The following is a 13,077-nucleotide window of genomic DNA, read 5'->3' as shown; positions in this document are numbered from 1 at the left end:
GTTGGACTCATCGTTCGGCGACTCCCTGCATGGACTCCCTGCCGCTTGGTGCAGCCGGGCCCGTACATCAACTCGGTGGTGGCGTCACGGACGTCCACCATATGCGTCCGACTGAAATTCGACTTTCTTCATATCCGAAATTCATTTATTGCCAAGTGGCGCATGGTCTATGTGTGCCAGATGTATTATTGTTTGCAATAGCAAATTGTCGCGATCAAGAAATGTGGTCTGCGACATTGATCTGCCCTTCTTCGGAGGGGCGGAAAGTCGAGCCCGCCACCACCGGTATCCCGGCGGCGCGGGAGCCGGAACGGCCACCGGAGCAAGGAGACGGTGATGAACGACCGGAAAACTGCGCTGAGAATGCCCTATCGAATCCTGGTGATCGCAGCGGCGGCCGTTCCGGTTGTCCTCTCCACCGCGGTCGGGTCTGTGCTGGTGAACGATGCGCCGGTTTTTCCGGATAATGCCGGGGAGTGGGGAAAACTCTGCCTCGGGGCTGCCCTGCTGGTGTTCGCGGCTTGTGGCCTGACCTTCCTTGGATGGCTGGCCGGAGTGCTTCTGAGGCGGCCCGAGAATGAGGATGGGATTCGCTTTCTCGAATTGTTGAACCGGATGGGAGCGATCTTCAAGAAGCCGAGCAGGGTGATCGCCACCCTGGTCGCGCTCACGGTCCTCGCCGTGATCGCGTGGGTGGTTCCGGACGACGGACCGGAGCCGGGCGTACTGCGCATCATGAGTGCCCGGGACGAAAGCGGGGCGGCCAACGCCCGGGGAATACTCGTGCAGCAGTGGAATCAGGCCCACCCGGACAATAAGGTGGAGTTCATCGGTTTGGGCACCGAGCCTGATTCACAGCACGCGAGAATGGTCGATGACGCGAGAGAGGGCGGCGCCCATGAGGCGGACGTGTACGTCCTCGACGTCGTCTACATGCCGGAGTTCATCGGAAACGGCTACATACGGCCGATCGACGAGTCCAGGCGATCCCCCAAGGAGAAGGGGGACGACTTCCTCGACAACGTCCTGAACACGTGCAAGGACATGAGCGGGACCCGCGAGGGACTGTGGGCGCTTCCCTGGAACACGGACGCGGGATTGCTCTACCGGCGTTCGGAGGGGCGCGGGCCGACGAGTTGGAACGATTATTTCCCTGGTTCCGCCAACGTGGCCCGGCTGGTCAATTCGGAGAGCCTGACGGTCACCGCGCTGGAGGCGATCTGGGCCCACGACGGTGAAGTGGTGAACCGCGACGGACAGCTCGTGCTGGCGCCGGACAAGAGCGCCGTCGACTTCGACCAGGACGCCCGCGACGCATTGAAGGACCTGGCGGACGCCTATCGAGGAAAGGACCCGGAGGATTCGGTCGACTCTGAGACGGCGGCTCTTCAGGCGTTCGCAAGCGGAAGAGCCGGTGTCATGCGCAACTGGCCGGTGGCGTACGAAAAGCTGGTCAAGCCCGTGAACAGGATTCCCTCTCTCGAGGTCACGCAACTTCCACACGAGAGCGTGCTCGGGGGGCAGAATCTGGCCGTCTCGGCGTGGACCCGAAAGCCGCGGGCGGCCCAGGAGCTGATCGAGTTTCTCACGAGCCCGTCCAGCGAATTGATTCTCTTCGAAGTCGGGGGATTCGCCCCAACTCGGGATTATGCGTATACGTATGCCACACGCCCCTACCGGGACGAACTCAGGGCCGCCGTGGTGAAAGCGCGTCTCCGCCCGGTCACGCCGCACTACACCGATTTCAGTGCGACGTTCCGCGAGGGCATCCTGTATGCCATCAATAACAAGGGGCGATATCCGGCCGATTTCCCCCGGAAGCTGGCGAGCGTCGCCGCGGGCGGCTCGCCTGACAATTGATCGCCTCGGTTGCTCTTAAAAGCGGCAGAAACCGCGGCGCCCGCGAGTGTTCCGTTGTCGCAACAACGTTCGTCACCACCTGAATGCGAACCGTCACTGTCTCGTTTCAAGCACGCTTGGGAAATCCGAGGCGCCTCCTATGCGAAGTACGTGGGCGGCGAACGATTCCAGCAATTCTGGTCCGTGCTGTCGACGGCGGCGGAACCGCTCCACCGTGCCGCGCACCTGCTACCCGAGGATCCCGTCCCTTGGGAGCAACTCCAGTGGCACGGGATAGGAATGCAGGTCGGGCGCCCGGAACTGGACCAGATCTGGAAAGAGCTGTCAGCGCGTGACCCGCGGCTGTTCGCCGGTCACTACACCCGCGCCCAAGTCCTGTGTGAGAGCCTGTTCACAGATGCTTAAGTGCGGGTCCGTAGAGGGCAGGGCCGATCTTGTTGATGTGGCCTTGGCGTGACCATTGGGACAGCTGGACGCGGAAGCTGTTGACGTTGTCGATCCCGAGGATGGCGGCCAGCTCGGTGCCCTTCCATGCCCGCCAGGGCTGGGCAGCCAGGAGTTCGAGGACCTTGCCGCGCCGGTCGGGGCTGGTCGGCGCCGGCAGCGGTGGAGGGTCGCTCCAGCGGCCGTGGGCTGGCAGTCCTGCCAGGTCACGGGTGAGGCGGCGGGTCATGTGGTGGACGGTGGCCCACAGCACCATGGCTTCGTGATGCTCCGGTTTTCGTTCATAGCAGCGGACCAGACGGCGGTAGCGCATCAGCAAGGCGAAGGACCTCTCCACCACCCACCGGCGGGGCAGCACGACGAACCCCTTCATGTCGTCATTGCGCTTGACGATCTCGATGGTGCAGGCCAGGACTTGCTTGGCCCAGGTGACCAGCCGTCCGGCGTAGCCGCCGTCAGCCCACACCAGGCCGATGGTGGAGAACTTCTCCCGCAGCCGGGCCAGCAGCGGAGCGGCACCGTCACGGTCCTGCACTGAGGCCGCGGTGCTGATCACACAGATCAGCAGGCCGAGGGTGTCGACCGCGATATGCCGCTTCTGTCCCTTGATCTTCTTGCCGCCGTCGTACCCGCAGGCGGCCGAGCCGACGGTCTCGGCCGCCTTCACGCTCTGCGCATCGATCACCGCCGCGGTCGGCGCCTCCTTGCGGCCGGCCGCGACCCGGATCCGGCCGCGCAGCCGATCCACCAAGCTGTGCGGCATCCCCCGGGCGGACCAGCGTTCGAAAAACGCGTACACCGCCGGCCATGGCGGGAAGTCCACCGGCATAGCCCGCCACTCGATCCCGTACCTGGTCACATAGCCGATCGCGTCCAGCATCGCCCGTAGATCATGACGTGTCGGTGCACCGCCTGGGCCCTTGCGTAACCTGGCCATCACCGCCTCGGCCTCCGGCCGCAGCACCTGCCACTGCTCATCGGTCAGATCCGACGGGTACGACCGGATCCGATCCCGGCACAGGCAACCGGGCACAACACAACTGGCGCTGACGCCAGGAAACCGGTAGACAGTCATCCAAGGGCTTCTGGTGGGCGAGTGATCTAGACACTCCCTCGACTATCAGAAGCCCTCTTCTGTCTCCAGAGCCGACACGCCAACCCACCCAAACCGATCGCTAACAGGCTCTGAGAAGTGGTACGGCTCTCACGAGGAGCTGCTCGCGTTCGCCAGAGACACCGTGGCCTCCGCAGATCCGGGTGATCCGCTCACGGCGATACTCGCGCTCGCACACTTCGAGGTCGCCTGGCGAATGATGGACGACAACGATTCGGCGTTTCTCAGCAAAGCCGCGATCGAAGGCTATTTCAGCCGGAGAGAGACAGCTGAGGAGCTCGTGCGCGCGGCGGATCAATGGCAGACCCAAGCGCAGCCGCATCCCCGGGCGCTCGAAGCACATCATCTGTTCGGCGCCGCCTTCTACTACAGCGGACATCATGCTCGCGCTCAGCGACTGCTCTCCGGCGCACGGAATCGGATCCCCGAAAATCTGCCGTGGTCGGTCGCCTCGCTCACTCCAGGACGTTGTTACGCCCGGGTCCGCCGGCAACTTGGTGTCGACTGACGGGGCAGGGCTGAAGCGGTTCTCATGTCGTGAGGCCAAGCAGCTGAAGGCCGCCGATGGGGTGGATTCAGGAGGATCGTCACCAGGACGATGGCCCGGGAACCGGAGTGGCCGTACGGATCGGGCCCGGATGGGAGCGCGTCGTGATGACGCGCGATCCCAGGCTCCGGCGGGCCGTGAAGTAGCTGAAATCCGAGGCTCAGGAGGTGCCGCGCAGCTCCATGAGGCCTTCGGCGATCCTCGCCACTCCCTCCTCGATCACGTGCTCGTCCGGGGTGAGACTGATCCGGAAACACCGTGTGGCGTAGGTCGCCTCGGGGGCCATCGAGAGCGGATTCACGAAGAAGTGGCGACCGGGCACGATGAACACCTTCTTCGTCTTCATCAGCTGGTACAAGGCCATGTCATCGAACCAGTCGTGATCGATCCATAGCCAGCAGAACATCCCGCCTTCTCCCGCGTGCAGCCGCCAATTGATCGAATCAGGCAGGAGATCGGTCAGCAGGCGCTCCACATAGTTGCGGCGGTCCCGGTAGAACGGGCGGATCACCGAGGAGGCGAGCGAGTCCAGCAGCCCGGAGGACAGTGCCCTGGCCGCCACCAGTTGCATGAGCTGCGGGGCGTGCAGGACAGAGTTGGCCATGAACGACACCATCGACTGGATGTAATGGCGTGGTCCGATCGCGAACCCGACGCGTTCGGCAGGCAGGCCCGCCTTGGACAAGGTGAAGCAGTTGATCACGTGATCGTCCCACCGCGGCGCCACTTCTGAGGCTGCGACGAGTGGGAAAGGGGCGCCGTAGGCGTGGTCGACGATCAGCGGTACGTCACGCCGACGTGCCACGTCGATCAGCCGGGTCAGCTCCTCGCCGTCGATACTCCGGCCGGTTGGATTGCTCGGGCTGGACAGGAGGAGCATGCCGATATCGGGGCACCGCTCCAGCGCCTCGAAGTCGAAGGCGTAACGAAAGGATCGGTCGCCGGTCAGCTCTACTTCGGGGGCGATGCCGGCCACGCCGTCCGGCTCCAGGGACAATCCCATGTAGCCGGCGTAGTCCGGCGTCATGGGCAGGACGACACGCCGGAACGAGTCCTCCCCGGCCGGGCCCGCGAACAGGGCGGTGGCGATGAAGAAGAGCATCTGGCTGCCCGGGCCCACTACGACATTGTCCGCCGTGATGTCCCAGCCGTAGCGGGCGTTGAAAGAGCGGACGATCTCCTCGACCAAGGCGGGCATGCCGCGCGAAGGCCCGTACCGGCTGCTCGTCGCGGTGAAGTCCTCTGCCGCGACGGTCGCGGTCAGGCTGCTCCAGGCGTCGATGACCTCCTTGATCGAGGCAGGGTTGCCGATGCTCAGGTTCAGCCAGTCGGACGCGTCCACGGCGGTGGAAGTCGCGACGTCCTCCATGATGGCGCGAAGGCCCGACATATCGGACATCTTCTGGCCGCTCCGCGATAACTGCACTCTTCCGTATCCCCTTCTTGGATCTCGCCGGCTACCAGCACATGCACACGGCGCCGGCGATGTCAGGTGAGTGTGCCGCCGCACAGACGCCGGCCGCCGGCTCGGGCGGGCCGTGCGACGGGGTGACTGTCACTTCAGGCGCTGATACATGACATGCAGGCCGACGAGGCCGTCATCCGGGTGGTCGAACGCCTCGGGAACGGTGCCGATCACGTCGAAGCCGAGGGAACGCCACAGGTGGACGGCTCGGTGATTCGACTCGACCACCGCGTTGAACTGGATGCTGTGGAACCCCTCGGCGCGGCACCAGTCGAGCACGTACTGTCCCAGCGCCCGGCCGGTGCCCTTTCCCTGGTGCGTGGGATCGACCAGGAAGGACGCGGTCGCCACATGCGAGGCCCGTCCGGGCCGGTTGGGGCCCATCTTGGCCGAGCCGATGATGACACCGTCGCTGACCGCGACGACGGTTTTCCCGGGCGCCTGTTCCATCCACCACGGCCGGGCCTCTTCGAGGGTCTGGTTCTCCGGAAATGGATATGTCCGCCCTTCCGCCATGATTGCAGCGTAGAAGGGGTAAATGTCCGCCCAATCGTGATCGTCGGCATCCCTGATGATCATTCGGTCAGCTTACTCCCTTGGTCCATATTTTTAGCAGTGTGCGGCCCGAAATACTGGAGAGTATTAATGGCACCGATTGTCGCTTTTGTGGCACTGTGTCTTTTGGTGAAGTCCTGGCCGGGCAGTGCGTGCGACAGGGCGTTGGCACGTTCGATGAACCGCCTGGCCCGGGCGTCTCATTCGATCGGACGAGTAGGACGATCCGGGTCGGAACGCGGCGCCGGGATCAGTGCACCCGGCGGCGCCAGACCGAGGGACTGACGCCGCGGGCGCGCTTGAACGCCACGCTGAAGGCGAAGGCGTCCTCGTACCCGACCGTGCGGGCCACGGCGGCGACGGTCGCCTCGGTGTCACGGAGCAGGTCCGCCGCCAAGGTCATCCGCCAGCTGGTGAGGTAGGTGAGCGGGCGCCGACCAGGCTGGTGAAGCGTGCGGCGAAAGCGGCGCGGGACATGCCGACCTTGGCGGCCAGCGCCGCGACCGTCCAGCGATGGGCGGGATCCTCGTGCAGATGCCGTAGCGCGTCGCCGATGGCGGGGTCGGCCAGCGCCCGATGCCAGGCGGGCAGTTCCGACTCCGGTCTGGCGCACCAGGCTCGCAACGCCAGCACGAGCACGAGATCCAGGAGCCGGTCGAGGATGGCGTCCTGGCCGGGTTCGTCACAGGCGACCTCGGCGGCGAGCAGATCCAGCGCTGCCCGGGTCCGCGGCCCGGCGGGCACGACCGCCAGCGGCGGGAGCATGTCCAGTAGGCGGTCGCCCACGTCGCCGCGGAGCTCGTAGCCGCCCCGGATCATGATCGTGGCCCCGGGTAGACCGTCGCCGTAGGTGCGGGGGGCCAGACTCCGGTGCGCCTCTGCCGCCTCCTCGCGTCCGCCGACGACGTATTTCTGCTGCCCCTGAATGACGACCTGGGGCGGGGTCGACGGAGGGTCGGCGATCGTGTACCGGCGGGTGGCGCTGATGAGGGCGATGTCACCGGCGGCAAGACGCACGGACGCGGCGTCGTCGTCCAGCCGGATCGAGGCGTGGCCGCCGAGGGTGGTCACGACCGTGAGCGGAGGAGCGTCGGCGAAGGTCAGCGACCATGGCGGACGCTGGACCAACTGCCTGACCAGCGCGGTTTGGGCTCGGGCCCGGTGCAGCAGATCGCTCAGGACGTCCACGCCGTTCACGGTAGACGATCACAAATGCACGCCGGACGTTCTCCCATGGATCGTCTTCGAATTCTGGAGTTCCCTGAATGGAATGAAGAACATCCTCATCCTCGGCGGCACTGGCAAGGCCGGTCGCCGCATCATCCGGCGTCTCCTGGACGCCGGACGGCCGGCACGGACGGCGCTCCCGCACCGCCGGTGACATCCCCTTCGACCTGGGCGACCCGACGACGTGGGCGCCCGCGCTCGACGGCGTCACCGCCGCCTACGTCATGGAGCCCGACCTGCGGGCGAGTGTCGACCACCATGCGCGCATCCCCGGGTTCGTGGCCGAAGCGGTTGCCGCGGGCGTGCGGCGGCTGGTGTTGCTGTCGGCCTACGGTGTCGGCGAGGCCGACGACAGTCATCCCCTCAAGCCCGCCGAGCGGGCCGTGCGCGACTCCGGTGTCGACTGGACCATCCTGCGACCGGACTGGTTCGCGCAGAACTTCAGTGAGAGCTTCTGGCTGGCGGGGCTCCTCGCCGGGGCTTTGACCCTGCCCACCGGTGACGGCCGCACGCCGTTCGTCGACGCCGAGGACATCGCCGAGGTGGCCGCGTCCGCGCTGACCGAAGACCGCCACAGCGGCCAGATCTACCAGCTCACCGGCCCGCGGGCGATCAGCTTCGGTGCGGCGGCCGACCTCATCGGCAAGGCCACCGGGCGCACGATCCGTCACATCGACGTCGACCCCGACGTCTTCGTCGAGCGTCAAGTGGCCAACGGCGTCCCGGCCGACGTCGCCCGACGGCTCACCGGTCTCCTCGTGGAGATCCGCAACGGCCGGGGCTCCGCGGTCTCGGACGGCGTGGAACGCGCTCTCGGCCGGCCACCCAGGCCGTTCGAGGACTATGTCGCCGAGACCGCCGCCGCAGGCCACTGGAACTGAGCGCGGCCAACCGACGAACCGCGTGATGGGCACCCTTGCCTTGGGAGGGTGCCCGTCACGCGGCGGCATGTATTGCGAAGAGCTGATCGCGTTCTTCGCCGCCAGGGCGGAAACCCTATGGCGACCCCATGACCGCTGACTGATCCGCATCGCCGGGGCCTCCGCGCCGGATCAGGTGTCTGCGGGCGGGGAAGCTCGCCACCGCGGATTCGCCGAGAATGAAACCATGATCACGCTGTCTATCTGGGCGGTAGATTCCCGGCATGCGTGAAGTAAGCACGACGGACGGCCGTCTCCTCGCGGTGGAGGAATGGGGCGTCCCGGACGGTACCCCTGTGTTCTACCTGCACGGCAGTCCGATGGGCCGGCTGGCTCGCCACCCGGACGACTCCGTGTTCACTGAGCGCGGCATCCGGCTGATCACTTTTGACCGGCCGGGGTTCGGCGGCTCCACCCCGAGGCCCGGACGCCGCGTGGTGGATGGCGCCGACGATGTCGCCGCCGTCGCCGACGCCCTCGGCCTTGACCGCTTCGCCGTCTACGGAGTCTCGGGCGGCGGCCCGCACGCGTTGGCGTTCGCGGCTCGTCACCCCGACCGGGTCACCCGGGTGGCCTCGCTTGCCGCGCTGGCGCCGCGCGACGCCGGCGGACTCGACTGGACCGCCGGGATGATGGACGGCAACATCCGCAGCGCCGCCGTCGCCCTGCAGGACCGCGAGGCGATGGCGGCCCACCTGGGGACGAACTCGTCCGGCCCGCCGCAGCTGCCCGCGACCGAGGCCGCCGTTCTCACCCGTCCCGAGATCAGTGCCATGCTCACGGCCGCGTACGCCGAAGCGGTCCGCCCCGGCATCGAGGGCTGGGTCGACGACGTCATGGCTCTGTTCGGGAGCCCGTGGGGTTTCGCCCCCACGACCATCACCGTGCCAGTACGGCTGTGGCACGGCGAACTCGACCCGGTCGTACCGGTCGCGCACGCTCGCTGGCTCGGCGCTCGTATCCCGACCGCGACATTGCTCGTTCAGTCCGACGCGGGCCACGCGGGTCATTTCGACGCGACCCCGGCCACCCTGGACTGGCTCCTGAACGGCGACCGCACCCCCTCCGGCGAGTAGGTGCCGAGGCGATGTAGGCGTGTTGGCGAGAGCCGGGAGATCGCGATACTTGTTCCCTTATGAGAAGAATCTTCTTCGGGGCGATCCTCGCCCTGGCCGTGGCCGCTCCCGCTGAGGCGGCCACAGCCGCAGCCCCAACCACGGCCACGGCCACAACCACAGCCACGGTCAAGCGGTTCGGTTTCCTCGCCCCCGCCCATGACGGCTACCTGGGCTTCGCCATGGGCAAGATCTGGCCGAATCCCGAGTTCGAGGCGTGGAGCTGGAAGCGGACCGGCAAGTGGAGCGACTACAAGGTCGCCCCGAAGGCCAAGCTCTACGTCAACATCCTGGCGCACGGCTCGGCCTCCAAGCGGGTGAGCTACGAATGGCTGCGTACGCACCTGAAGCCGTCCTCCGCCAGGACGATGGGCTTCTACGTGTGGTTCGACTCCAGTAAGCGGATCGTGAAGGTCTCCCAGGTCTACACGCCCTAGTTGAGCGGCCGGCCGGGATGGGCGGGCCGAGGTCGGGTCCCGGCGGCGCACCGGCGAGAAAGCCTAGGTCGACACAGCCGAGCTGGGCTTCCGCCATTGAATGATCGCCTCGACGGTGGCCCCCGGCCCAAGATCAGGCAGTATTGACCGGGTGAGTTTTAGAACTGCTGCACCGTTCTTGGCACTGTTCATGCTGTCGGCCTGTGGGGGAGCGGGGGACGTCGCGCCACCGAACTCCGCGCCGCCCCCTACATCCTCCGGCAGCGCGGCGGCGACCGCTGCCTCAGCCGCTCCCGACGCGTCCGAGCCGGCACCGCAGCCCGCGCTGGCCGAGACGCGCAGCACCATGAACCCGGAGCTCAAGGTTGAGGCCGTCGGACTGAACAGGGTCAAGGGCAAGCACCTGGTCGTGCAGCTCAGGCTCACCAACACAGGCACCAGAAAGCTGACATGGACCGGCGAGATGGGTGACCTGACGCGCCCGCTGGGGAAGATCCAGTGGGCGTCGGGCATCGGTGTGCTCGACGCCGCCGCCCGCACCTGGATCCTGCCCTACAAGCCGACCGACTCCGACTCCCCCTGCCTGTGCAGTGACCAGGAACGTGACGGCCTCGACTACTTCATCGCCCCCGGAGCATCGCTGGCGCTGTACGCGGTCATGCCCGCCCCCACCGGCACCGCCGCCACCACCACAGTGGTCACTCCTGTCGGCCCCCCGATGCCGGATGTGCCGATCAGTGACGAGCCACCCGTCACCCCTCCCGGCATGCTCATCCCCGACCCCGATGCCGAACCCGTCACGACCGTGATGCGTGAGGTCGTTACGCCGTCCGAAGCGCTTGACCGGTCCGACGAGACGGCGGACGACGGCAAGGACCTCCATGTGAACCTCTCCTCGGACGTACTGTTCGCGGTGAACAAGGCCACGCTCACCCCGAAGGCCAGGGCGACCCTGGCCCGCACCGCGAAGCTGATCGACTCCTCGGCCGGGCCCGCGGTGAAGGTGGAGGGGCATGCGGACTCCTCCGGCACCGACGCCATCAACGAGCCGCTTTCCGCCTCCCGCGCCCAGGCCGTACAGCGGGCGCTGTCCGCGCTCATCACCCGGAAGGGCGTCGGGTTCGAAGCCAAGGGGTACGGCTCGCGTCGTCCGCTCTACAGCAACGACTCCGAGGAGGGCAGGCGGCGCAACCGCCGGGTCACGGTGACGTTCGCCCGGCCGCAGGCCGTCGAGACCGAGCGGGCCGCCACCTCCTCGACCTCGGCCACCCCGGGCGGGGCCGGGCTGAAGAGCACCGGAAAGGCGGGCGGTCAGCCGATCTCCATGGAGGTGACCGGCCTGCGGCGGCTGCCGGACGGCCTTGGCATGCTCACGTACCGCATCACCAACGAGGGCGACCGCGCGGCCTGGTTCAACGAACTGCACCACTCGCGGGATTGGATGTCATTCCGGCACCAGGCCGCCGCCAACGTCACCTTGACTGATGTGAAGGCGAGGCGCCAGTACCTGCCCGGACGCCTCCAGGCGCCTACCGACGACGGCCGTGTCGACTCCTACTGCGCGTGCAGCGACTTGTCCGGAGTGCGGTTGAGCACCGAGAAGTTCGGGCCGGGCCAGGCGAAGGAGTTCTGGGACCTGTTCGCGCTGCCCGATGACGTGGCAACGCTGAACGTCAAGATCGCAAACTTCCGGGAGTTGGAGGTGCCGGTCCAGGAGCGCCGGGTGCCGGTGAACCCGCATCGCCCGGCGTGGAGTCGGCCGCCCGCGTAAGCGGGCGGCCGCGCCCCGGCCCAGGTTCGGGCTCGCGTGCCTGCGCGCTCAGGCGTGGCAGGCGCCGGTCCTGGCTGTCACCCCAGAGGAGAGCGTCGAGGCCCGGATGATGCCGGCGGACGCGGCATCGCGTAGCCGGATCCCCTGCCGGCCGGGCGCGGCGGCCCAGTCGTCGCCGAGCACCAGCGTGAGAGTCCTGCCGGTGCCGACCTCGCGCGTGAGGGCGGGGGAGCGGGTGAGCGCTCCGGCCAGGACCCGTGTCGCCGCCTGGCCGGCCATCGTGGTGCGGATCGCGGTGCGAGAGGCGGATGTCGGCGCGGTGGCGACGACGGCCCGGGTGAATCCCAGGTTCCGGAGCCGGGCGGTGACCCGACGGGCCAGGCCGGCGCGCCCGCTGCCGTTGACCACACGGACCGAGACCGTCGCCCGGGTGGGGGTGGTCGACCCAGGCGATGCGGAGTTCGGCGGGTTCGCGGCGGGAGCGTGCGTGTCCTTGCTGACGGCGGTGAACAGCTGGGCGGCTTGGGGCTGGGTGAGCGCGACCCGGTTGGGGTCGACCTCCCAGTAGTGGTTGGGGACGGTGAGGAAACGGACCTGGCCCGTGCTCATGCCCCGGACGCTGTCGGCGATCGTGCGCAGGGTGCCCAGATCCAGGTCGTCGTCGGTGGTGAGGGACTTGGTCGCGGCGTTGAGGAATTTGTAGAGGCGGACGGGGCTGGTGATCAGGCCGGTGCTTGTGGCCTTGCGGACCATGGCGGCCATGAACAGCTGCTGGCGCCTGATCCGGCCGAGATCGGACCCGTCGCCGAGCGCGTAGCGGGTGCGTACGTAGGCGAGCGCGGTATTGCCGGTGACGGTGTGGCGCCCGGCGGCCAGTTCCAGATGAGACTTGGGATCGTTCACCGCCTCGGGCAGGCACACCTCCACCCCTCCCAGCGCGTCGACCATTCTCTTGAATCCCGTGAAGTCGATCTGCATGAAGTGATCGATGTGGATGCCGGTGACGGACTCGATCGTCTTCCAGGTGCACGCCGCGCCGCCCGCGCTGAACGTGGCATTGATCATTTCCAGAGCGGGCGGGACGGCCGCGCCGGTGGCCGTGGTGCACGCCGGGGCGTCCACCATGAGGTCACGGGGGAAGCTGATCGCGGTGGCGCCGTCGCGGCGTGGCGATATGTGCAGCAGGATGATGGTGTCCGAGCGGGCGCCGGCGGTGTGCCCGAACCGTGCGTTCTCCCCGGCGCGGGTGTCGGAGCCGATCAGCAGGATGTTGAGGGCCTTGGTGTATTTGGGCGGCCGCACCGTGCCGAGGCGGTCGGTGACTTTCTCGTGGGTGATGTTGCCGGACAGCTGGGTGTAGCCCAGATAGGCCGCACCTACGGTCGGCAGCAGCACCGCGGCGGCGAGGGCCGCCGACCAGCGCAGGATTCGCCGCGAGGACACGCGCCGGACGGCAGGCCGGTGGACGCGGCGTCGGCCCGCGCCGGCACGGGCGCCGCCCGGCCGGTCGCCACGGTCCACCCGGGTGGGCTGTCCGGCACGCGATGGCCCGTCGGGACCGTTCTCCAGCGTTGTGTTGTGCTTGTCCACGTCCACTGCCCTCTCTGCGCCGCGGTGATCTG

At 67.5% G+C, this 13,077-nt stretch carries 10 protein-coding genes and 1 pseudogene; 6 read left to right on the top strand and 5 right to left on the bottom strand.

What is annotated here, in order from left to right; translation table 11 throughout:
- Nucleotides 1-336: 336 nt before the first annotated feature.
- Nucleotides 337-1,860 carry an extracellular solute-binding protein gene (locus ACQP1V_RS24915; protein WP_433412214.1) on the top strand — a complete coding sequence of 508 codons (1,524 nt, stop codon included), beginning with the start codon at nucleotides 337-339 and terminating at the stop codon, nucleotides 1,858-1,860.
- 391 nt (nucleotides 1,861-2,251) lie between these two features.
- Here the strand turns inward: ACQP1V_RS24915 and ACQP1V_RS24910 are convergent, their stop codons facing one another.
- The gene (locus ACQP1V_RS24910; protein WP_433412213.1) at nucleotides 2,252-3,379 is read right to left on the bottom strand and encodes an IS5 family transposase; all 1,128 of its coding nucleotides are present in this window, start codon (nucleotides 3,377-3,379) and stop codon (nucleotides 2,252-2,254) included.
- 163 nt (nucleotides 3,380-3,542) lie between these two features.
- Between ACQP1V_RS24910 and ACQP1V_RS24905 the strand changes: the two genes are divergently transcribed.
- The gene (locus tag ACQP1V_RS24905; RefSeq protein ID WP_433412211.1) at nucleotides 3,543-3,926 is read left to right on the top strand and encodes a hypothetical protein; all 384 of its coding nucleotides are present in this window, start codon (nucleotides 3,543-3,545) and stop codon (nucleotides 3,924-3,926) included.
- A gap of 199 nt (nucleotides 3,927-4,125) precedes the next feature.
- Here ACQP1V_RS24905 and ACQP1V_RS24900 read toward each other — a convergent pair whose 3' ends face one another.
- The 3 genes and pseudogenes from ACQP1V_RS24900 to ACQP1V_RS24890 all read right to left on the bottom strand — a co-directional run bounded on the left by ACQP1V_RS24900 (nucleotide 4,126) and on the right by ACQP1V_RS24890 (nucleotide 7,173).
- On the bottom strand, nucleotides 4,126-5,391 hold the full coding sequence (locus ACQP1V_RS24900) for a valine--pyruvate transaminase (RefSeq protein ID WP_433412209.1): 1,266 nt from the start codon (nucleotides 5,389-5,391) through the stop codon (nucleotides 4,126-4,128).
- Between the two features lie 129 nt (nucleotides 5,392-5,520).
- Complete coding sequence (locus ACQP1V_RS24895; protein ID WP_433412207.1) at nucleotides 5,521-6,009, bottom strand: N-acetyltransferase family protein; 489 nt, start codon at nucleotides 6,007-6,009, stop codon at nucleotides 5,521-5,523.
- A 226-nt stretch (nucleotides 6,010-6,235) separates the two neighbouring features.
- Nucleotides 6,236-7,173 (bottom strand): annotated as a pseudogene (locus ACQP1V_RS24890) (AraC family transcriptional regulator).
- 263 nt (nucleotides 7,174-7,436) lie between these two features.
- On the opposite strand from ACQP1V_RS24890, the gene ACQP1V_RS24885 reads away from it, so the two are divergent.
- The 4 genes from ACQP1V_RS24885 (at nucleotide 7,437) to ACQP1V_RS24870 (ending at nucleotide 11,455) form a co-directional block, all read left to right on the top strand.
- On the top strand, nucleotides 7,437-8,093 hold the full coding sequence (locus ACQP1V_RS24885) for an NAD(P)H-binding protein (protein ID WP_433412205.1): 657 nt from the start codon (nucleotides 7,437-7,439) through the stop codon (nucleotides 8,091-8,093).
- A 263-nt stretch (nucleotides 8,094-8,356) separates the two neighbouring features.
- On the top strand, nucleotides 8,357-9,208 hold the full coding sequence (locus ACQP1V_RS24880; protein WP_433412203.1) for an alpha/beta fold hydrolase: 852 nt from the start codon (nucleotides 8,357-8,359) through the stop codon (nucleotides 9,206-9,208).
- 59 nt (nucleotides 9,209-9,267) lie between these two features.
- Nucleotides 9,268-9,684, top strand: coding sequence for a hypothetical protein (locus tag ACQP1V_RS24875; RefSeq protein WP_433412201.1), 417 nt, complete (start codon nucleotides 9,268-9,270; stop codon nucleotides 9,682-9,684).
- Nucleotides 9,685-9,835: 151 nt separating this feature from the next.
- Nucleotides 9,836-11,455, top strand: a complete 1,620-nt coding sequence (locus ACQP1V_RS24870; protein WP_433412199.1) for an OmpA family protein — start codon at nucleotides 9,836-9,838, stop codon at nucleotides 11,453-11,455.
- Between the two features lie 48 nt (nucleotides 11,456-11,503).
- On the opposite strand, the gene ACQP1V_RS24865 is transcribed toward ACQP1V_RS24870, so the two are convergent.
- Nucleotides 11,504-13,045, bottom strand: a complete 1,542-nt coding sequence (locus ACQP1V_RS24865; RefSeq protein WP_433412197.1) for an LCP family protein — start codon at nucleotides 13,043-13,045, stop codon at nucleotides 11,504-11,506.
- Between the last annotated feature and the right edge of the window lie 32 nt (nucleotides 13,046-13,077).

This window comes from Microtetraspora malaysiensis, assembly GCF_050947145.1.
Lineage (GTDB): Bacteria > Actinomycetota > Actinomycetes > Streptosporangiales > Streptosporangiaceae > Microtetraspora_A > Microtetraspora_A malaysiensis.
This window is presented reverse-complemented; position numbering and strand designations above follow the sequence as displayed.